This window comes from Paenarthrobacter sp. AMU7, from assembly GCF_041200195.1.
Lineage (GTDB): Bacteria > Actinomycetota > Actinomycetes > Actinomycetales > Micrococcaceae > Arthrobacter.
In genome coordinates this window covers 4,359,289-4,378,713 of record NZ_CP165735.1, presented here as the reverse complement: position 1 = coordinate 4,378,713, position 19,425 = coordinate 4,359,289, and the positions used below count along the sequence as shown (strand labels likewise).

Annotated in this window: 20 protein-coding genes; 14 read left to right on the top strand and 6 right to left on the bottom strand. The window is 63.2% G+C overall.

What is annotated here, in order from left to right; translation table 11 throughout:
- The first annotated feature begins 107 nt into the window (after window positions 1–107).
- The 7 genes from ABQM86_RS20100 (at window position 108) to ABQM86_RS20070 (ending at window position 7,055) form a co-directional block, all read left to right on the top strand.
- Complete coding sequence (locus ABQM86_RS20100) at window positions 108–1,619, top strand: fumarylacetoacetate hydrolase family protein (protein WP_369745400.1); 1,512 nt, start codon at window positions 108–110, stop codon at window positions 1,617–1,619.
- Complete coding sequence (locus tag ABQM86_RS20095; protein WP_369745399.1) at window positions 1,612–2,298, top strand: GntR family transcriptional regulator; 687 nt, start codon at window positions 1,612–1,614, stop codon at window positions 2,296–2,298. Before ABQM86_RS20100 ends, ABQM86_RS20095 begins: the two co-directional genes overlap by 8 nt.
- Window positions 2,299–2,333: 35 nt before the next feature.
- Window positions 2,334–3,845, top strand: coding sequence for a 5-carboxymethyl-2-hydroxymuconate semialdehyde dehydrogenase (gene hpaE / locus ABQM86_RS20090; RefSeq protein ID WP_207595374.1), 1,512 nt, complete (start codon window positions 2,334–2,336; stop codon window positions 3,843–3,845).
- A gap of 37 nt (window positions 3,846–3,882) precedes the next feature.
- Window positions 3,883–4,974 (top strand): 3,4-dihydroxyphenylacetate 2,3-dioxygenase, encoded by a 1,092-nt coding sequence (gene hpaD / locus ABQM86_RS20085; RefSeq protein ID WP_207595373.1) that lies wholly within the window; start codon window positions 3,883–3,885, stop codon window positions 4,972–4,974.
- Window positions 4,975–4,977: 3 nt separating this feature from the next.
- Window positions 4,978–5,763 carry a 2-oxo-hept-4-ene-1,7-dioate hydratase gene (gene hpaH, locus ABQM86_RS20080; RefSeq protein WP_018779811.1) on the top strand — a complete coding sequence of 262 codons (786 nt, stop codon included), beginning with the start codon at window positions 4,978–4,980 and terminating at the stop codon, window positions 5,761–5,763.
- Window positions 5,748–6,551 carry an HpcH/HpaI aldolase/citrate lyase family protein gene (locus ABQM86_RS20075; protein ID WP_337341138.1) on the top strand — a complete coding sequence of 268 codons (804 nt, stop codon included), beginning with the start codon at window positions 5,748–5,750 and terminating at the stop codon, window positions 6,549–6,551. Before hpaH ends, ABQM86_RS20075 begins: the two co-directional genes overlap by 16 nt.
- A gap of 66 nt (window positions 6,552–6,617) precedes the next feature.
- A complete protein-coding gene (locus ABQM86_RS20070; RefSeq protein ID WP_369745398.1) occupies window positions 6,618–7,055 on the top strand; it encodes a hypothetical protein in 438 nt (145 codons plus the stop codon).
- Here ABQM86_RS20070 and ABQM86_RS20065 read toward each other — a convergent pair whose 3' ends face one another.
- The 5 genes from ABQM86_RS20065 to purB form a co-directional block, all read right to left on the bottom strand.
- Complete coding sequence (locus ABQM86_RS20065) at window positions 7,056–7,409, bottom strand: nuclear transport factor 2 family protein (protein WP_089596609.1); 354 nt, start codon at window positions 7,407–7,409, stop codon at window positions 7,056–7,058.
- Window positions 7,410–7,528: 119 nt separating this feature from the next.
- Window positions 7,529–7,963, bottom strand: coding sequence for an acyl-CoA thioesterase (locus tag ABQM86_RS20060; RefSeq protein WP_369745397.1), 435 nt, complete (start codon window positions 7,961–7,963; stop codon window positions 7,529–7,531).
- A 155-nt stretch (window positions 7,964–8,118) separates the two neighbouring features.
- Window positions 8,119–8,622, bottom strand: a complete 504-nt coding sequence (locus ABQM86_RS20055; RefSeq protein ID WP_089596605.1) for a GNAT family N-acetyltransferase — start codon at window positions 8,620–8,622, stop codon at window positions 8,119–8,121.
- A 216-nt stretch (window positions 8,623–8,838) separates the two neighbouring features.
- Complete coding sequence (locus ABQM86_RS20050) at window positions 8,839–9,501, bottom strand: histidine phosphatase family protein (RefSeq protein ID WP_369745396.1); 663 nt, start codon at window positions 9,499–9,501, stop codon at window positions 8,839–8,841.
- 286 nt (window positions 9,502–9,787) lie between these two features.
- Window positions 9,788–11,194 carry an adenylosuccinate lyase gene (gene purB, locus ABQM86_RS20045; RefSeq protein ID WP_207595356.1) on the bottom strand — a complete coding sequence of 469 codons (1,407 nt, stop codon included), beginning with the start codon at window positions 11,192–11,194 and terminating at the stop codon, window positions 9,788–9,790.
- Window positions 11,195–11,359: 165 nt separating this feature from the next.
- Between purB and ABQM86_RS20040 the strand changes: the two genes are divergently transcribed.
- Both ABQM86_RS20040 and ABQM86_RS20035 read left to right on the top strand, forming a co-directional pair.
- Window positions 11,360–11,671: a hypothetical protein gene (locus ABQM86_RS20040; protein WP_369745395.1), complete on the top strand. Its 312-nt coding sequence runs from the start codon at window positions 11,360–11,362 to the stop codon at window positions 11,669–11,671.
- A 95-nt stretch (window positions 11,672–11,766) separates the two neighbouring features.
- A complete protein-coding gene (locus tag ABQM86_RS20035; RefSeq protein ID WP_369745394.1) occupies window positions 11,767–13,038 on the top strand; it encodes a hypothetical protein in 1,272 nt (423 codons plus the stop codon).
- A gap of 11 nt (window positions 13,039–13,049) precedes the next feature.
- On the opposite strand, the gene ABQM86_RS20030 is transcribed toward ABQM86_RS20035, so the two are convergent.
- Window positions 13,050–13,478 carry a phage holin family protein gene (locus ABQM86_RS20030; RefSeq protein ID WP_207595353.1) on the bottom strand — a complete coding sequence of 143 codons (429 nt, stop codon included), beginning with the start codon at window positions 13,476–13,478 and terminating at the stop codon, window positions 13,050–13,052.
- A 72-nt stretch (window positions 13,479–13,550) separates the two neighbouring features.
- Here ABQM86_RS20030 and ABQM86_RS20025 point away from each other — a divergent pair, with 72 nt between their 5' ends.
- The 5 genes from ABQM86_RS20025 (at window position 13,551) to ABQM86_RS20005 (ending at window position 19,415) form a co-directional block, all read left to right on the top strand.
- Window positions 13,551–14,669, top strand: coding sequence for a histidinol-phosphate transaminase (locus ABQM86_RS20025; protein ID WP_207595352.1), 1,119 nt, complete (start codon window positions 13,551–13,553; stop codon window positions 14,667–14,669).
- A gap of 149 nt (window positions 14,670–14,818) precedes the next feature.
- A complete protein-coding gene (gene pdhA / locus ABQM86_RS20020) occupies window positions 14,819–16,012 on the top strand; it encodes a pyruvate dehydrogenase (acetyl-transferring) E1 component subunit alpha (RefSeq protein WP_207595351.1) in 1,194 nt (397 codons plus the stop codon).
- Window positions 16,012–16,992, top strand: a complete 981-nt coding sequence (locus ABQM86_RS20015) for an alpha-ketoacid dehydrogenase subunit beta (RefSeq protein WP_369745393.1) — start codon at window positions 16,012–16,014, stop codon at window positions 16,990–16,992. The genes pdhA and ABQM86_RS20015 overlap by 1 nt, the downstream gene beginning before the upstream one ends.
- A gap of 91 nt (window positions 16,993–17,083) precedes the next feature.
- Complete coding sequence (locus ABQM86_RS20010; protein ID WP_369745392.1) at window positions 17,084–18,682, top strand: 2-oxo acid dehydrogenase subunit E2; 1,599 nt, start codon at window positions 17,084–17,086, stop codon at window positions 18,680–18,682.
- Between the two features lie 136 nt (window positions 18,683–18,818).
- Complete coding sequence (locus tag ABQM86_RS20005; RefSeq protein ID WP_337341126.1) at window positions 18,819–19,415, top strand: phosphatidic acid phosphatase; 597 nt, start codon at window positions 18,819–18,821, stop codon at window positions 19,413–19,415.
- Window positions 19,416–19,425 lie beyond the last annotated feature (10 nt).

Genomic DNA, 19,425 nt, shown 5'->3' with positions numbered 1-19,425 from the left:
CCCACCCGCTTGGGCGCGGAAAGGGGGGTTGACGCGGGTCACATATCGGGTTCATAGTTATCGTATACGATTTCGTACCTGATGCAGCTCGAGGAAGAGGAGGCGCCGTGACAGTGGAGTTCCGGACCCAGGAAGTCAGCCAGGACATGCTGGCCCGGACGCGCAAAGTCATTGCCGTCCACATCAACTACCCCAGCCGCGCGGCCCAGCGCGGGCGCACTCCCGATCAGCCGTCGTACTTCCTGAAACCGCCGTCGTCGTTGGCGCTCGGCGCCGCCGACGCCCCGGGCACTGTTGAGCGTCCCGCAGGTTGCGAACTGCTTGGCTATGAGGGCGAGATAGCGCTGGTGATTGGCAAGTCCGCCCGTCGCGTGGGTCTCGAGGATGCATGGAGCCACGTCGAGTGGGTCACGGCGTCCAACGACCTTGGTGTGTACGATCTCCGCTATGCGGACAAGGGCTCCAACGTCCGGTCCAAGGGCGGCGATGGTTTCACCCCCGTTGGCCCGGCGCTGATTCCGGCCGACGCCGTTGATCCCGCTGCTCTAAGGATCCGCACCTGGCACAACGGCCACCTCGTCCAGGATGACACCACCGAGGACCTGCTCTTCCCTTTCGCGCAGCTCGTTGCGGACCTTTCGCAGCTGCTCACGCTCGAGGAGGGCGACATCATCCTCACCGGAACACCGGCAGGCGCCTCGGTGGCCAAGCCGGGTGACGTCGTCGAAATTGAGGTCACCGGCGGTGACTTCAGCAGTGGCCGCCTGGCCACCAAAGTCACGCAAGGCACGACGCCGTTCGCGGACTTTGGTGCCCGCCCCAAGACTGATGATACTCAGCGTGAGGAGGCCTACGGATCGCGGGAAGCGGCCGGTCTGGAGGCTTCGGGACCGGCAGCTGCCGAGAGTGTCCTGACGCCGGAGTTGAAGGCGAAATTGGAGTCCGTCGCCACCGCCACCCTGTCCTCCCAGCTCCGCAAGCGAGGGCTGAACAATGTGAGCATCGACGGCCTGCAGGCCACCCGGCCCGACCGCAAGGTAGTAGGGCTGGCCCGCACCCTGCGCTATGTGCCCAACCGTGAAGACCTCTTCGCAACCCACGGCGGCGGATTCAACGCCCAGAAGCGGGCCATCGACTCCGTGAACGACGGCGAAATCCTGGTCATGGAAGCCCGCGGCGAGAAAGGCACCGGCACCGTGGGTGACATCCTGGCGCTGCGTGCCCAGGTCCGTGGAGCGGCGGCGATCATTACCGACGGCGGCGTCCGCGACTACTCCGCTGTGGCCGATTTGGAGATGCCCACCTACTTCGCCAATCCGCACCCGGCAGTCCTCGGACGCCGGCACATCCCGTGGGACACGGACATCACCATCGCCTGCGGTGGTGCAACTGTCCAGCCCGGCGACATCATCGTGGCCGACTCCGACGGCATCCTGGTGATTCCCCCGGCCATCGCCGAGGAACTGGTGGACGACTGCATCCAGCAGGAAAAGGAAGAGACCTTCATTTTCCAGATGGTCCAGGAAGGCAACAGCGTGGACGGGCTGTACCCGATGAACAAGGACTGGCAGGCACGCTTCCAGGAGTGGCAGAGCCGGCAAGGAGCCCACAGTGACTGAAACCGCCGTCGGAAGCACCGCCGTCGAAAACGCCGGAGCCCAAAGTAAGTCCCAACAGGCCTATGCCGCTGTAAAGGCGCGCATCGTGGAGGGCGCCTACACACCGGGTTACCGGTTGGTGCTCGCCAAGATCGCCGAGGACCTGGGCTTCAGCGTGGTCCCGGTGCGGGAAGCGATCCGCCGCCTTGAAGCCGAAGGGCTGGTGAAGTTCGAGCGGAACGTGGGCGCCACGGTGTCCGGGATCGATCCCACCGAGTACCTGTACACCATGCAAACGTTGAGCATCGTGGAAGGTGCGGCGACGGCGTTGTCCGCACCGCTGATCGATCCGGTTTCCATTGCCCGGGCGCGTGCGGTGAACGAGGAGATGCGCGAGTGCCTGGAGCACTTTGATCCCGTCCGTTTCACCGCGCTCAATCAGGACTTCCACAGCGTCCTGTTTGAACACTGCCCCAACCCGCACATTCTTGACCTGGTCCACCGGGGCTGGAACCGGCTGGCCTCCATCCGGTCCTCGACCTTCCGGTTCGTCCCCGGCCGCGCGCAGGAATCGGTACGCGAACACGAAGCTTTGCTGCAGCTCATCGAGAGCGGTGCAGACGCCGACACCATCGAAAAGGCCGCCCGCCAGCACCGCGCTTCCACCCTGGACGCCTACCTGGCCCAAGCCAAGCAATAACTACCAACCACTGATCGCTAGTTAGGACTTCAACGATGACGACCTCAGTAGAGACCGCCAAGCACTACATCCCAGAGAACCTGCCGTCCCACATCCAGCACTTCATCAACGGCGAGTTCGTTGATTCGGTATCCGGCAAGACCTTCGATGTCCTGGACCCGGTATCGAACGGCAACTACGCCACCGCTGCCGCCGGCCAGAAGGAAGATATCGACCTCGCCGTCGCCGCGGCACGTGAGGCATTCGTCAATGGCCCGTGGCCGAAGATGAAGCCGCGCGAACGCGCCCGGGTGCTGAACAAGATCGCCGATGCCGTCGAGGCACAGGAAGCCCGCCTCGCCGAGCTGGAGACGTTCGATACCGGTCTGCCAATCACCCAGGCCAAGGGCCAGGCACTCCGGGCTGCCGAAAACTTCCGCTTCTTTGCTGATCTGATCGTGGCGCAGTTCGACGACGCCATGAAGGTCCCCGGCTCGCAGATCAACTACGTGAACCGGAAGCCGATTGGCGTCGCAGGCCTGATCACGCCGTGGAACACCCCGTTCATGCTTGAGTCCTGGAAGCTCGCCCCGGCGCTGGCCACCGGCAACACTGTGGTGCTGAAGCCTGCCGAGTTCACGCCTTTGTCCGCCTCGCTCTGGGCGCAGATCTTCAAGGATGCGGGCCTGCCCGACGGCGTGTTCAACCTGGTCAACGGCCTGGGCGAAGAAGCCGGCGATGCCCTCGTGAAGCACCCGGACGTGCCGCTGATCTCCTTCACCGGCGAGACCACCACGGGCCAGACCATCTTCCGCAACGCCGCCGCCAACCTCAAAGGCCTGTCCATGGAGCTCGGTGGCAAGTCCCCGTGCGTCGTGTTCGCCGATGCCGATCTGGACGCCGCAATCGATTCGGCGCTGTTCGGGGTGTTCTCCCTCAACGGCGAACGCTGCACCGCCGGCTCACGCATCCTCGTGGAACGTGCCATCTACGACGAGTTCTGCGAAAAGTACGCCGCCCGGGCCAAGAACATCGTGGTGGGCGATCCCCACGACCCCAAGACCCAGGTGGGTGCCTTGGTTCACCCGGAGCACTACAACAAGGTGGCGTCCTACGTGGAGATCGGCAAGTCCGAAGGTCGGCTCCTCGCCGGCGGCGGCAGGCCCGACCACTTGCCCGAAGGCAACTACATCGCACCGACGGTGTTCGCCGACGTCGCGCCTGACGCGCGGATCTTCCAGGAGGAAATCTTCGGTCCCGTCGTGGCCATCACGCCGTTCGAGAACGACGACGAAGCCCTCGCCTTGGCCAACAACACCAAGTACGGCCTGGCGGCCTACATCTGGACCCAAAACCTGACCCGGGCCCACAACTTCTCCCAGAACGTGGAAGCCGGCATGGTGTGGCTCAACAGCCATAACGTCCGTGATCTCCGCACCCCGTTCGGCGGCGTGAAAGCCTCCGGACTGGGCCATGAGGGCGGCTACCGCTCCATCGATTTCTACACCGACCAGCAGGCCGTGCACATCACCCTCGGAGCTGTTCACACTCCCAAATTCGGCGCCTAGCGCTTCCCACCAGACCTTTCAACGAAGAGAGAATCCCATGAGCAACTTCACCGGCCCCATCCCCACCCCCACAGTCCCGGCACCGGACATCGTCCGCTGCGCCTACCTGGAACTGGTGGTCACGGACCTGGCCAAGTCCCGCGCGTTCTACGTGGACCTCCTCGGCCTGCACGTCACCGAAGAGGACGAGAACACCATCTACCTGCGCTCCTTCGAGGAGTTCATCCACCACAACCTGGTCCTCCGCAAGGGACCCGTTGCCGCAGCCGCTGCCTTCGCCTACCGCGTAAAGTCCCCGGCGGAGGTGGACGCCGCCGAGGCGTACTACCGCGAACTGGGCTGCCGGGTGGAGCGCCGCAAGGAAGGCTTCACCAAGGGCGTGGGCGACTCCGTCCGCGTGGAGGACCCGCTGGGCTTCCCATACGAGTTCTTCTACGACGTGGAGCACGTCGAACGCCTCACCCAGCGCTACGACCTCTACTCCGCCGGTGAGCTGGTCCGCCTGGACCACTTCAACCAGGTCACCCCGGACGTCCCACGCGGCCGCAAGTACCTGGAGGACCTGGGCTTCCGCGTCTCGGAAGACATCAAGGATTCCGACGGCGTCACGTACGCCGCGTGGATGCACCGCAAGCAGACCGTGCACGACACCGCCCTGACCGGTGGCAACGGACCCCGCCTGCACCACATCGCCTTCTCCACGCATGAGAAGCACAACATCATCCAGATCTGCGACAAGATGGGTGCCCTGCGCATCTCCGACAGGATCGAACGCGGACCCGGACGCCACGGTGTGTCCAACGCGTTCTACCTCTACATCCTGGACCCGGACGGCCACCGCGTGGAGATCTACACCCAGGACTACTACACCGGCGACCCGGACAACCCCACCGTCACCTGGGATGTCCACGACAACCAGCGCCGCGACTGGTGGGGCAACCCCGTCGTCCCGTCCTGGTACACCGAGGCCTCCTTGGTCCTGGACCTCGACGGCAACCCGCAGCCCATCATCGAGCGGACTGATGCTTCTGAGATGGCTGTCACCGTCGGCGCCGACGGCTTCTCCTACACCCGGCCCGAGGGCGCTTCAGATACGGCGGAGGGCTTCAAGCTGGGAGCCCAGGTCTAAACCATGCTGGACGCGAAGACGATCGAAGCCATTGCCGACGAGCTCCTCGAAGCCGGCCGGAACCGTAAACCGGTCCCGCGCCTGACCGCGCGCTACCCCGACATGACGGTGGAGGACTCCTACGCCGTGCAGCAGCTGTGGATGCGGCGGAACGAGGAAGCGGGGCGCACGTTGGTGGGGCGCAAGATCGGCCTCACGTCCAAGGCCATGCAGGCCGCCACGGGCATCACCGAGCCGGATTATGGTGCCATTTTCGATGACATGGTCCTGGAAACCGGCTGTTCCGTGGAGTGGGACAAGTACACCCACCCCCGGGTTGAGGTGGAACTGGCCTTTGTGTTGAAGTCCGGCCTTAAAGGGCCCGGCTGCACGATTTTCGATGTCCTTAACGCCACCGACTACGTGGTTCCGGCCCTCGAGATCCTGGACTCCAGGATCGAAATGGAGGGCCGGACCATCGTGGACACCATCTCGGACAATGCCGCGATGGGCGCCATGGTGGTGGGTGGCCGCCCGGTTCGGCCCGACGCGGTCGACCTCCGTTGGGTGTCCGCCATCCTGTACAAAAACCAGACCGTGGAGGAGACCGGAGTCGCCGCCGGGGTGCTGGATCATCCGGCCAACGGCGTGCACTGGCTGGCCAACAAGATCGCCGCGCACGGGGATTCCATGAAGGCCGGAGATATCATCCTGGCGGGCTCGTTTACGCGCCCACTCTGGGTGTACAAAGGTGATACCGTGCACGCTGACTACGGACCGTTGGGAGTTGTGACATGTCACTTCAGCTGAGCCCCACCTTCTATTCGGCCCTCTCCGAGGCTGGCCGTCCGTTGGCCGGCATGTGGGTTTGTTCCGGTAGTCCCTTGGTTGCGGAAATTTGCGCCGGTTCCGGCCTGGACTGGGTCCTGATCGACGCCGAGCACAGCCCCAACGGACTGGAATCCATCCTTGCCCAGCTTCATGCCGTGAGCGGATACCCAGTGCAGGCCATGGTCCGGCCACCCGTCAATGACACCGTGGTCATCAAGCAATACCTTGACCTCGGCGTGCAAAACCTCCTCATTCCCATGGTGAACTCGGCTTTCGAGGCCGCGTCCGCCGTCGCCGCTGTCCGCTATCCGCCGCATGGTGTCCGCGGTGTTGGCTCGGCACTCGCCCGGGCTTCGCGCTGGAACCGGGTCCCCGACTATTTGGCGTCGGCGTCGGAATCCATCAGCCTCACGGTCCAAATCGAATCCGAGGCTGCGGCGTCGGCTGTGGAGGAGATCCTGGCCGTCGACGGTGTCGACGGCATTTTCCTCGGGCCCTCGGACCTCGCCGCTTCCATGGGCCTGCTGGGACAGCAGGAGAATCCCTTGGTGAGGGCCGTCGTCGAGCATTGCCTGGCAGCCGCCAAAGCGGCCGGAAAGCCGGCGGGCGTGAACGCCTTCAACGAGACAACCGCGCGGGCGTATCTCGACGCCGGTGCCTCCTTCGTGCTGGTCGGCGCGGATGTTGCTGTGCTGGCCCGCGCGTCGGAAGCGTTCGCGTCCACGTTCATTCCTGTGTCCGAAACGGCTGACCGCGAAAGCTACTGACGTACCACTGTCCGGGGAAGACCATGGGCTAGGCTCGATGGAACGAGAGCCTGAGGGGGCAGAGCCGTGAATCGTCGTGGGTTTGCTGTAGTTGCCGTAGTTGCTGTGCTCGGACTGGCCGGTTGTTCGTCACCGACCGGCCCGGATGTCCTGGCACGGGAAGCGACGGCGGAGGACGAGCTTCCGGAGACCGTGAGCCTTATCAGTGCGGGTGCGGACATCAAAGCGGGGTCGGCCCGGTTGCTGACAACGTACGACGATGTGGAGTACTTCGCGGCCAAGAGTTCCACCGGCGGGACCGCCTGCCTGATTTCGGTGCCTGTAGGACTCCCGGGGCGGTGGCGGGCAGGTTGCGCAGCGGTAGCGACAGGCGAGGAAATCATCACTCTGACTGGCTTTGACGATTCACAAGCGACGCTCATCAACGATGGTGTGGATGCCGGCCAGCCGAAGTACGACGGCTGGACCCAGATCCACCCCAACGTCCTGTACAAATCCCGCTAGCTATGTGCGGGCCATGTACCACTCCGTGAATTCGCGGGCGCGGCCGTCTTCAGCGAATCGGATGACCCACAGGTTGTCGTAGGTGGGGTCACCGTTCAGGTACGTGGTCAGGCCTTGGACGAACGCTGTGTCACCGTCCTTGCCCAGGAGCGTCCATTCGAAGGTCCAGTCCTCCGGCTTGTCACCGGCGTCGGCCCACGCCTTGACGATTTCCTCGTGGCCGTTCCATGGTTTCGCCGTGTTGGGGCGGTCGTTGTAGACGGCGTCCTCGGTGAAAAGTGCCCTGATTTCTGCAGGGTCATTCGAGGTCCACGCGCGTTCGTACTGGTCCATCCAAGAGTTCACGTCGCTCATTCCTCCGTTCTACCCTGCTGCTGGGCCGGGTTCAACGGGTGGGCACCCAGCGGGTCCTGGTCTGCCCGCGGATGCCCTGCGCTGCGCGGCGGATGTAGTCCGGGATGAGGCCGGTCGGGTCAGTCCTCGTCCAGGGTTTCAGTCAGGTGATGCGTGGGGATGCGGTCCCGGTCGTAGGTGATTTCCGTGTAGCCGTGCGGCTGCGGCCGTCCGTCGGTGCCCAGGTTCACGAAGACTATTTCCTCGATGGTCAGGATGGCCTGGCGGGTGATCATGTTGCGCACTTCGGCGCGCATGGTCAGGGAGGTGCGGCCGAAGCGCTTGGCCGTCAGCCCCATCTCGATCAGGTCGCCCTGCACAGCCGAGCTCACAAAGTTGATCTCGGAGATGTACTTGGTCACGGCCCGGCCGTTGCCAAGCTGGAGGATGGCGTAGATCGCTGCCTCTTCATCGATCCACTTCAGCAGGCTGCCACCAAAGAGTGTGCCGTTGGCGTTCGGGTCCTCGGGCCGCACCCATTTGCGGGTGCGAAAGGTGATGTCTGCTTTTTCCATAATCCGAGATTATCGAACTGCGGCGGCGGCCGCTTGATGTTGCGCCACCGAACAGCCGCCGGCTCCGACGCTGCCGTGTTCACAACGCCCAGTGGGGGCGTCCCGGCGCGGAATTCGCAACCCCGTACACCCCCGCTCCAGCCACGCCGGCCTTGCTACGCCATGGCGGTATGCGAAGCGCTGTGGGAGTCGATCCTCTTGGAGTAGCAATACGATTCGGTGACGCCAACATATGGGCCAAAATTCGGTACCGCTGCAAAACCGGCGCTCTCGTAGAAGCTTCGACCGTCAGACTGGGCCGAACCCGCCTCCGCTGCGATGACGCTGAACCCGTGGGAATGCGCCTGGGCTTCCAGCGCGGCAAGGATGGAGCTCGCGACTCCCGAACCACGGGCATAGGGAACCACGTACAGCCTCTTGATCTCCGCAGTCTTCTCGTCGAGCATCCTGAGTCCGCCGCACCCCAGCGGTTGACCTGAGCATTTCTCGTACGCCACAACAAATACGGCGGTATCTGCTTCCGACGGCGGAGGCCCCGGCTCATGGTCCGTGCTGCCGAACCGGGCATCGAGTTCAGCCTGCTGTGCGGCCCGGAGGTCAGCACCCACGGGGTTGGCCCATGTGACCTGCCGGATGTTGAGCCGTGGGTTGGTCTGCATCTTGCCTCTTTTCGCCGGTTTTCGGGGAGGTGTCTATGCCTCTCAAGCCTAGGGAGCTGTGGTTACCGCGGTGTTTCCTGCGCGTAAGCGTCCGGAGAATTGCCGGCCTTTCCCGCGTTGTGGGGCCCGCTCTGCGCGCTCCGGAGGCGTTATGGGGTGCAGAGCAGGCCTCACAACGCCAAGAATCAGAATTCGCCCGCAGCGGACTCGCGCCGATCAGGGCTGACGGGCCTCGCCCGTGGGATCCTCCGCGGTTCGGTCGGCCAAGGCCATTCCGCCCACGGGGACCTGGTCCCAGTGCAGCACTTTCCAGCCATTCCGGGGGTCGCCTTCGAGAGCCACGATTCCGGTATTCGGGAGTTGATGGGTTTGAGCGAAAACAGTGTCGATGTCCGTCGCCCGGCGTCCCGCCCAGCAGCGGATCGCGGCACCATGGCTGACGATCGCGGCCGTGGAGTGTCCAGCGGCCGCAACTTCCTCCACGGACGCATCGAACCGGGCGAAGAAGTCATGTCCAGTGAAAGCGCCCGGCATCCGGACGTCCAAGTCGCCGTCCGTCCAGGCAAAGACTGTGCTCATGTAGCGGAGGTGCGACTCATGGTCTGTTTTCTTCTCCAAGGCGCCCGCCTCAATCTCGTGGACCCCCTCCAGAATGGCTGGCTTCAAGCCTGTGGCCTTCGCCAAAGGAGCGACAGTCCGTTGGGTGCGCAGCAGCGTGGAGGTGTAGAGCACCTCGATGGCATCGTCCGCCAGCGCATCCGGGAGGGCCGCTGCTTGGCGCTCACCGAGTTCTGTCAGTCCCGGTCCTGGAAAAGCTGTGTCCAGTTGGCCGGCAACATTTCCGGGCGTTTGTCCGTGCCTGATCAACAGGAGCTTCATGAGTGCTCCGCTCCTTACGTCGTCACTGATCCTTTTCCAGAGAGGGTCGCGCGGTCACATGAACCGCCGCACTGGCTGCGCCGGCTGTGCTGGTTTCCACTGGCTGCACCGCGAGTTTCCTCCAGTCTTCCCAGCCAATCAGCCACTCAAGCACCGGAGGGACCCGACACGCCGTGGCCCGGAATTCCGCGCTCGATCCCGGGAGGGAAGCTGGGAGAAAGCACGATTAACGCCGACGGCGGGCCGAGGCACCAAGCCCCGGCCCGCCGTCGTCGTACTTCTGTTCTTATTGCAGGTGGTCCACCAACTTGTCGGCGATGCCCGTGTACTTGCCCGGGGTCAGGGCGAGCAGGCGGGCCTCGGCGTCGGCGGAGAGGCCAAGTCCCTGCACGAATTCCTGCATTCGGGCACCGTCCACTCGCTGGCCGCGGGTGAGGTCCTTCAGCCGTTCGTACGGGTTTTCCATGCCTTCGACGCCGGCAATGGCCTCTGCGCGCATGACCATCTGGATGGCTTCACCCAGGACTTCCCAGTTGGCGTCGAGGTCGCCTGCGAGGACTTCCTCGGCGACGTCGAGGGCTTTGAGGCCCTTGGCGACGTTGGAGATGGCCAGCAGCGAGTGGCCGAAGGCAACACCGATGTTGCGCTGCGATGAGGAATCCGTCAGGTCGCGCTGCCAGCGGGAGGTCACCAGCGTGGCACCCAAGGTGTCCAGGAGACCGTTGGAGATTTCAAGGTTGGCTTCCGCGTTCTCGAAACGGATCGGGTTGACCTTGTGCGGCATCGTGGAGGAACCGGTGGCGCCGGCAACCGGGATCTGGCGGAAGTAGCCGATTGAGATGTAGCTCCAAATGTCCGTGCAAACGTTGTGCAGGATGCGGTTGAAGCGGGCGATGTCGGCGTAGAGCTCGGCCTGCCAGTCGTGGCTTTCGATCTGGGTGGTGAGTGGGTTCCAGGTGAGGCCCAGGCCTTCAACGAACGTCTTGGCGACGGCTTCCCAGTCAGCATTCGGGACCGACGCGACGTGTGCGGCGTAGGTGCCGGTGGCGCCGTTGATCTTGCCCAGGAACTCGGTCTTGGCTATGCGTGCAAGCTGGCGGTTCAGGCGGTGGGCGATGACCGCCAGTTCCTTGCCGAGTGTGGTGGGGGTGGCGGGCTGGCCATGAGTGCGGGACAGCATGGGCACAGCGCGGTTCTCTTCCGCCATGGCCTCGATCTGCTGGACGAGGGCGGCGGCGTTCGGGAGCCACACGTTCTCCACTGCGCCCTTGATGCCGACGGCATAGGAGAGGTTGTTGATGTCTTCCGAGGTGCAGCCAAAGTGCACCATGGCGGTGAGGTTCTCGATGCCAATGGCGGGCAGGCGGCGGCCGATGTAGTACTCCACGGCCTTGACGTCGTGGACAGTGACAGCCTCGATCTCGGCGAGTTCGTTGACCGATTCGGCATTGAAATCGGTAACGATGGCACGCAATTGCGCGATCTGCTCGTCGGAGAGAGGACCGGCACCTGGCAGTACTGACTGGCTGGTCAGGTGGATGAGCCACTCGACCTCGACGTGAACGCGATCGCGGTTAAGTGCAGCCTCGGACAAATAATCCACGAGGGGCGCGACGGCGGCACGGTAGCGGCCGTCAAGGGCGCCAAGGGCGAGGGGTTCGGAAGCGAGGGACACGCGAGGGGATTCAGCCATGGTCCCTATTCTTTCATGTTCCGCAATGGTGCCCGAGTCGGTGACGACGCTATGTGGACGACCCCCGGGTTATCCACATACGCAACGTCGGCGCTTTCGTCGGGCTCTGGCACTCCGTAGCGTCGAACCTACCGATCAGCAGAACAATCAATGGAGTATACGGACATGAGCGTCGGCTTGATGCCTGCAGCCAACTCGCCCACTTTTGACCCCCTGGAGTGTGCGTCCAGAAGCCACGAAGTCCAACGGCTCGCTTGGCGCCTCAAGACGTGCGTGGACCAAGTGGATGCTGTTCTGACGTCCTTGCGAAGAACCCAAATGGATGACTGGCAGTCTCCCGCCGGACGCGCCTACCGGACAACCGTTGCCCTGCATGCTTCAGCGCTGATGCGTGCCCGTGAGGCCATGGACGCCGCAGCTGCCTTGGTGTTGCGTCATTCCCGGAACGTTTCAGTTTCCGGTGAGAGGGGCCGGTAATGGCCGATTCAGCTCCAGTGGGAGCCGGGGAAGCGCCACGACCCTTACCACCGGCGCCGGACGGAATTCTCACCATACGGGGCGGGGTGGGAGGGATGTCTTTCCAGTTGGAGGAACTTCTGCGGGGCGCAACCCAACTCGATGACGTGGTCCAACAGCTCCTTGGTATCGAAGACGAGGCACGTCGGGTCCAAGACGATCTGGAACCGTATCTATACGAGTCCCTCGACTCGGGCCGCAGTGCCGCCGACGCCATTGCCGGGAGCAGGAGGGACGTGGCGCAAGTGCGTCAGGAGTTGATTGAGGTCAGCGCGGGTGTTCGGGCCAGCCACCGGGATTACGAGGTAATGGAAGCAGGCAACGGCTTCCGGCAGCAACTGCGTCTCGATGAGCTAAGGGTCTCCGGAACAGGCTGGTTCCCTGGCCGCGACATGACGCACAACGTCCTCAGGGGTGTCGTGGTTCCACCTTGGACGAACACGAGGGATACCCTTCACGGAATTCTGGAGTCGCCGCTCCTGGAAGTCCTTCAACCCAGAGACGTCAGGGTCGGAAAAGTTGAGCAAGCAGTAGAACATGTGGAGCCTTCAATGGCAGAAAGCCTTCGCCGGCTCGAGAGGCTTCACGCCCGGAATGACGGCGAGATCGAGGTCATCCAGTTCGAACAGGACGGCACGTCGTCCTGGATGGTGCTGATACCTGGAACCCAACCCAACTCTCCCAATACGAACCCGCTCGATATTCAAGGAATCGGCGAGGCTGTTGCCTACGATTCGGAGGAAGTGATCCCGGCTGTTGGCCAGGCCCTCCGCGAAGCCGGAGCAGAAGCCGGAGACCACGTCGTAGCGGTGGGGCACAGCCAAGGCGGTATACACGCCATGAACCTCAGTCGGAACCAGGCCTTTCTCAGCGAGTTCGACCTCAAATACGTGTTGACAGCCGGAGCCCCTGTCGGCGGCATTACCCCCGAGCCAGGCATTACCTCACTCCACCTGGAGCATGTGCAGGACTGGGTCCCGGGAATAGACGGCCAAGTAAACGCCGATACGAAAGACAGGGTGACGGTGTCGCTGACAGACGAGGTCAGGACGCCCGAAGGCCAGGACTCTGGCCTTGGCCCGGGACACGATCAGGAGAATTACGCGGCAGGTGCAGAGTTGGTTGCCGCGAGCCACGACGAGTCACTGGTCGCTTCGACCGCCGTATTCGCGGGGGTTGTGGGGGCCGGTGGGGTAGCAAGAGTGACGCGGTTCAAGATGGAAAGGGCGCCGATGCCGGTCTCGCGGTTGGCAGTTTTGCCGTTGGCGGTGAAGCCGGATTCGCCGCCGACAGTCCAGGACACGAGGAAGGGGGCCGGAACGCGGTAGGTGCGCTGCTCCTACCGCTTGCGGGCTCCAGGTATCAGGCCCGCCACCATCGAAATGATGCTGATGATGAGCGAGGCCAGAATGGCTGTCCAGAAGAACGAGTCGAGGGTGAGGTGCACCGGCGTGAAAGAGCTCAGCCAGGCAGTGAGGTACAGCATCGCCGCGTTGATCACGATGGTGAACAGACCAAGCGTGAGGATAGTTACCGGAAGGGACAGCAGCCTGACCAGAGGGCGGACGACTGCGTTCACTACACCAAAAATCAGTCCTATGAACAAGTACGCCAGGATGATGCCGGCGGTGTCTGCGCCCTGGGTGAGTCCTGCATTGGTGGCGGCTGTCTCGGTGGCACTTGTGGTGATATCCATGCCTTGCAGGAGCCAGGTGGCCACCCACAGGGCAAGCCCATTAATGAGGACGCGAATGATGAATGAACCCATGGGCCCATGCTTTCACACGGAGCTGTTAATCAGCTCAGCATTAGCCATAAGCAGCCAAGTAGGCTTGAAGCCATGACTACTACTGACAACGCACCGGAGGGCGTACTCCCTCGACCGGTCGTGGACAGGCTACCGAAGTACGCGGCAGGTAAACCCCCCGCTGCGATTGAGGGCCTCACCAGCTACAAATTGTCGTCCAACGAAAACCCGCTGCCTCCGATTCCTGCAGTGTTGCAGGCAATTGCTGACCAGTCCGATATCAACCGTTACCCGGATCCACTCGCTACCAAGTTGCGAACCGCGCTTGCCGGCTTCCTTGATGTCCCCGCCGACGATGTCGTCACTGGTGCGGGCAGCCTTGGGGCGCTGAACCAGATTCTCGCAACGTTTGCCGGGCAGAACGACGACGGCAAGCAGGACGAGGTCATCTACGCCTGGCGTTCTTTCGAGGCATACCCCATCTGTGTCGGCCTTGCAGGTGCCGCCAGTGTCCAGATCCCATTGCTGGCCGACGGACGGCACGACCTCGAGACCATGGCCTCGGCCGTCACTGTCCGCACCAAGGTGATCCTCCTGTGCACCCCGAACAACCCCACAGGGCCCATCCTCACGGCAGAAGAAACTGAGCGCTTCATCCAGTCTGTACCCCCACACGTGGTGGTGGTCATCGATGAGGCGTATCAGGAGTTCGTTCGGGATGCAGACGCGGTGGACGGCATCAAGTTGTACCGCGATTATCCCAATGTGGTGGTACTGAGGACCTTCTCCAAGGCACACGGACTGGCCGGATTGAGGGTTGGATACAGTGTCTCGGGCCCCGCGCTCACGCAGCACCTCCGCGTCACCGCCACTCCTTTTGCAGTTTCCCAAATCGCAGAACGCGCCGCCGTTACCTCCCTCGAGAATTTCGATCAGGTTGTGGAAAGGGTACAAAGCCTGGTGGACGAGCGGGACCGTGTCACAGCCGGTCTGCGGGACCTTGGGTGGTTTGTTCCTGAAGCCCAGGGCAACTTCATTTGGCTGAATCTTGGTGAGCACAGTGGCGAGTTTGCGGCCTTGGCGGCAGAGCAAGCATTGTCCGTGCGGGCCTTCGCCAATGAGGGTGTTCGGGTGAGCATCGGTGAGGTCGAGGCCAACACCCGATTCCTGGAACTCTGTGCAGGTTATACAAAGGCGCCGCTGGGTTCCTAGCGGTTAACAAATGCGCCAACCCAACTTACTGCCGATAAAGTAAGGGACGAAAGCCAATAATATGCCCGTTCCGGAATACATTCCGGAACGGGCATATATCCCAGCGACAGACATTGCCCGGCACCCGCCATGGCAAGCAAGGAGACGGAATGGGCTCGACACAACTGCCCCCCGGGACGGAAGACACTCTCGCGGCAACCTCCGCGGCAGCAGCCGCGCCAGGCGAACCGGTGGAAATGGTTCAGTTGCTAGGCCCTGACGGAAAACTGGGTTCAGATCCAGTGTTCTCGGATTACGCCAAGCGCATCGATCCGGAGAAGTTGCGTGTTTTCTACACAGATATGGCGAGGATCCGTCGTTTTGACCAGGAAGCCACCGCCTTGCAGCGCCAAGGTGAGTTGGCGCTGTGGGTGCCGCTGACAGGCCAGGAAGCTGCGCAGATCGGTTCCGGCCATGCAAGCCAGCCCCAGGACTACATCTTCCCCACCTACCGCGAACACGGTGTCGCGCTCGTCCGCAACGTGGACCTTGCCGAACTGCTCAAGCAGTTCCGCGGCGTGTCCAACGGCGGCTGGGATCCCCGTGAGAACAACTTCCACCTGTACACGCTGGTTCTTGCAGCCCAGACGCTGCACGCAGTTGGCTATGCGATGGGTATCCAGAGGGACCAGAAGCTCGCCGCAGCAACTGACTCCACAGACCCCAAAGCCGCAGTCATCGCTTACTTCGGTGACGGAGCCAGCTCAGAAGGCGACGTCCACGAGTCCATGGTCTTTGCAGCGTCCTACGACGCGCCGGTCGTGTTCTTCTGCCAGAACAATCACTGGGCCATTTCCGTGCCCACCGAAGTCCAGACCAAAGTGCCGCTGGCCAATCGAGCCAAGGGCTACGGCTTCCCGGGAATCCGTGTGGACGGCAATGACGTCATCGCAGTTCACGCCGTCACCGAGTGGGCCTTGGAGCATGCCCGTGAGGGCCGCGGCCCGGTGCTGATCGAGGCGTACACCTACCGGGTGGGTGCGCACACCACCGCTGATGACCCCACCAAATACCGCGAATCCGCCGAGGAAGCTGCCTGGCGCGAGAAGGATCCCCTGGACCGCCTGGAGACCTACCTGCGCGCCGAAGGGCTTGCGGACGAAGCTTTCTTTGACCAGGTCAAAGCCGACGGCGATGAGCTGGCCAAGTATGTCCGCAGCACCACGCATGGCCTTGAAGTTCCGGACATCCGGGATGCGTTCGCCAGCGTCTACGCCGAACAACACCCTCTGATTGCGGAGGAACTGGCCTGGTTCGAGGAGTACTCGGCCGGATTCGAAAGCGATGAGGAGACAGCTAACTGATGGTAACCATGACCATTGCGAAGGCCATCAACGAGGGTCTGCGCGCATCGCTGACGGATAATCCCAAGTCCCTGCTCATGGGTGAGGACATCGGCCACCTTGGCGGCGTCTACCGCGTCACCGATGGCCTCATCAAGGAATTCGGCGACGAACGCGTCCTGGACACGCCGTTGGCCGAATCGGGCATTGTAGGTACGGCAATCGGCTTGGCCCTGCGTGGGTATTCACCGGTGTGCGAGATCCAGTTTGATGGCTTTGTCTACCCGGCCTTCAACCAGATCACCACGCAGCTTGCCAAGATCCATGCCCGCAGCCTCGGCAAACTCACCGTGCCTGTTGTCATCCGCATTCCGTACGGCGGCGGCATCGGCTCGATCGAGCACCACTCCGAGTCTCCGGAAGCGCTGTTCGCACACACTGCCGGCCTGCGCATCATCTCGCCGTCCAACGCCCACGATGCTTACTGGATGATCCAGAAAGCCATTGAGTGCCAGGACCCTGTCATCTTCTTCGAACCCAAGCGCCGGTATTGGCTCAAGGGTGAAGTGGACGTCGAGAATGCCGGCCTCTCGGAGAATCCCTTCAAGGCGCACGTTGTGCGCGAGGGGACCGATGCCACCATCGTGGCTTACGGACCGCTGGTGCCTGTGGCCTTGGCAGCCGCCAACGCTGCCACCGAGGACGGACGGAGCATCGAGGTGATCGACCTCCGTTCCATCTCGCCCCTGGACTTCGACACCGTGGAAGCCTCGGTCAAGAAAACCGGCCGGCTGATCGTCGCCCATGAGGCCCCCACCTTCGGCGGCATCGGAGGTGAGATCGCGGCACGTATCAGCGAGCGGGCGTTCCTGCACCTTGAAGCTCCTGTGATCCGTGTGGGCGGATTCCACATGCCCTATCCCGTTGCCAAGGTGGAAGAGGACTACTTGCCGGACATCGACAAGATCCTCGAAGCGCTCGACCGCTCCCTGGCCTACTAAAGCCCAGAGGCCTACCAGCGCCCACTGGCCTACCAAACCGCCCTGATCCTGCCCGGCTTCGCTGCCAGGTAACCGGAAACCGAGGACCACTGTGACTGTAAAGAAATTCAACCTGCCGGACGTAGGCGAGGGCCTGACCGAGGCCGAGGTAGTGGCTTGGAAGGTCAAGCCCGGCGACGTTGTGGCGATCAACGATGTCCTGTGCGAGATCGAGACCGCCAAGTCCCTCGTCGAGCTGCCGTCGCCCTTCGCGGGCACAGTTACCGAGTTGCTGGTGGAAGAGGGCATCACAGTGGAGGTCGGCACGGCAATCATCGCTGTTGCCGAAGGCGTGGAAGGCACAGAGGGTACAGGCGATGTCGCGCCGGCAGCTCCCGCTATCGAGATGCCGCTGTACGGCAAACTGCCCGCCGATGACGACCACGATGACAACCGTCCGGCCGGTGGACCGCTGGTCGGTTCGGGACCGAAGGCCGACGCCGTCAAGCGCCGCGTGCGTAAGCGGCCGGCAGGTTCGGTAGAGGCAGCCACGGTCGCCGAGAATGCCGAAGGTACCGTTCAGGACCACCAGGCAGTTCTTGAAGCCAAGGCGGCCGAAGCGCCGGCTTCCCACCGCACGACGCCGGCACGCACCGTCGTCGCGCCTGTCTCCGAAGCGCCTGTCGCCGAAGCGCCTGTCGCCCAGGCGCCGGTTATCCAGGCGCCGTCCGCACCAGCAACCCAGCCCGCGGGCACGCCGACGGCCGCTTCCCGGGGCGCAGCCATCAGCGGCACCATCAGTGGCCTGGTGAACAAGGTCCTTGCCAAGCCTCCTGTTCGCAAGTTCGCCCGGGATTTGGGCATCGATCTCGCCGACGTCGTGGCCACGGGCCAGCGCGGCGAGGTGACCCGTGAGGACCTGGTCAGCTACCAGGCGCAACGCGATGCCGAACACGATCAGGCTGACTCGTTCTGGGGCGCGTCCAAGAAGCCGCAGGACCAGCGCGTTGAGCGTCTACCCGTCAAGGGTGTGCGCAAGGCGACCGCCAAGGCCATGGTGGAGTCAGCGTTCTCAGCTCCCCACGTCAGCATTTTTGTGGACGTGGATGCCAGCCGCACCATGGAGTTCGTCAAGCGGCTCAAGGTCTCGCGCGACTTCGAAGGCATCAAAGTTTCGCCGCTGCTCATCCTGGCCAAAGCGGTTATCTGGGCCGCTGCCCGCAACCCCAGCGTCAACGCCACTTGGGTGGACAATGCTGACGGGAACGGAAACGCCGAGATCCAGGTGAAGCACTACATGAACCTGGGCATTGCAGCCGCCACCCCGCGCGGCCTCATGGTCCCCAACATCAAGGACGCCCAGGACCTCTCGCTCAAGGAATTGGCCTTGGCGCTCAACGAGCTGGCCACCAAGGCGCGTGCAGGCAAGACCCAGCCGGCGGAGATGCAGGGCGGAAGCCTGACCATCACCAACATCGGTGCACTGGGCATTGATACCGGAACGCCAATCATCAACCCGGGCGAGGTTGCCATCATCGCGTTCGGAACCATCAAGCAGAAGCCCTGGGTCCTGGACGGCGAAGTCATTCCCCGCTGGATCACCACGCTGGGCGGTTCGTTCGACCACCGCGTGGTGGACGGCGACCTGTCGGCGCGCTTCATGGCCGATGTTGCAGCCATTCTCGAAGAACCGGCGCTGCTGCTTGACTGACAGGCACGCCTCACCGCGTCCGGACGCCGCGCCCTACCCGGACGCCGCGCCCTACCCCGACGCCGCGCCCTACCCCGACGCCGCGCCTGTTGCTGAGGTGGCCGCCAACGTCCCAGGGCACGTGCCCCCTCAACTGGTGTCGGGGCCGTGGCGCACGGTTGCCCGTGTCCTGACGGAGGTGTTCCAGCCGCCGGTTGTGGTGTTTGGGCTGTTATTGATCAGCCCCGCGATCGAGCCCGGATTTCCTGGAACCATGTGGTTCGGCCTCCTGGCCGCGTTGTTCGTTTGTGTCCTCCCGCTGGCCTATGTGCTGGTGATGGTCAAATTGGGCAGGATCACGGACCACCATGTCAGCGACCGGCGCCAACGGCCGGCCCTGCTGCTGATGGCCCTGGTGTCGGTGGTGGTTGGCCTGGTGGTGCTGCACCTGATGAATGGTCCGGTCAGCGTCTTGGTAATGATCATCGCGCTCATCGGTGGTATCGGGATACTGGCGGTGGTCAGCGCCTTCTGGAAGATGAGCGGGCATGCGTCTGCCCTTGCCGCGGCGGCCGTCATTGTGGTCGCCATGTTTGGGCCCGCATGGCTGCCTGTACTTCTCCTGGTGCCAGCAGTGGGCTGGTCACGACTGGTCCTGCGTGCCCACACCTTGGGCCAGGTCATCGTCGGCTCGCTGTTTGGTGGCGTGGTGATCGCCGGCCTGTGGTGGTTGTTGCAGGACATGATGCTCTAGCACTGCTGGC

Bases quoted from the DNA above. Each gene is read 5' to 3' on its own strand.
- hpaD (WP_207595373.1), top strand. From the start codon at position 3,883: ATGAGCAACTTCACCGGCCCCATCCCCACCCCCACAGTCCCGGCACCG.
- ABQM86_RS20030 (WP_207595353.1), bottom strand. From the start codon at position 13,478: ATGGGTTCATTCATCATTCGCGTCCTCATTAATGGGCTTGCCCTGTGG.
- hpaH (WP_018779811.1), top strand. From the start codon at position 4,978: ATGCTGGACGCGAAGACGATCGAAGCCATTGCCGACGAGCTCCTCGAA.
- ABQM86_RS20065 (WP_089596609.1), bottom strand. From the start codon at position 7,409: ATGAGCGACGTGAACTCTTGGATGGACCAGTACGAACGCGCGTGGACC.
- ABQM86_RS20040 (WP_369745395.1), top strand. From the start codon at position 11,360: ATGAGCGTCGGCTTGATGCCTGCAGCCAACTCGCCCACTTTTGACCCC.
- ABQM86_RS20025 (WP_207595352.1), top strand. From the start codon at position 13,551: ATGACTACTACTGACAACGCACCGGAGGGCGTACTCCCTCGACCGGTC.
- pdhA (WP_207595351.1), top strand. From the start codon at position 14,819: ATGGGCTCGACACAACTGCCCCCCGGGACGGAAGACACTCTCGCGGCA.
- ABQM86_RS20035 (WP_369745394.1), top strand. From the start codon at position 11,767: ATGTCTTTCCAGTTGGAGGAACTTCTGCGGGGCGCAACCCAACTCGAT.
- ABQM86_RS20015 (WP_369745393.1), top strand. From the start codon at position 16,012: ATGGTAACCATGACCATTGCGAAGGCCATCAACGAGGGTCTGCGCGCA.
- ABQM86_RS20050 (WP_369745396.1), bottom strand. From the start codon at position 9,501: ATGAAGCTCCTGTTGATCAGGCACGGACAAACGCCCGGAAATGTTGCC.
- hpaE (WP_207595374.1), top strand. From the start codon at position 2,334: ATGACGACCTCAGTAGAGACCGCCAAGCACTACATCCCAGAGAACCTG.
- purB (WP_207595356.1), bottom strand. From the start codon at position 11,194: ATGGCTGAATCCCCTCGCGTGTCCCTCGCTTCCGAACCCCTCGCCCTT.
- ABQM86_RS20060 (WP_369745397.1), bottom strand. From the start codon at position 7,963: ATGGAAAAAGCAGACATCACCTTTCGCACCCGCAAATGGGTGCGGCCC.
- ABQM86_RS20075 (WP_337341138.1), top strand. From the start codon at position 5,748: ATGTCACTTCAGCTGAGCCCCACCTTCTATTCGGCCCTCTCCGAGGCT.
- ABQM86_RS20055 (WP_089596605.1), bottom strand. From the start codon at position 8,622: ATGCAGACCAACCCACGGCTCAACATCCGGCAGGTCACATGGGCCAAC.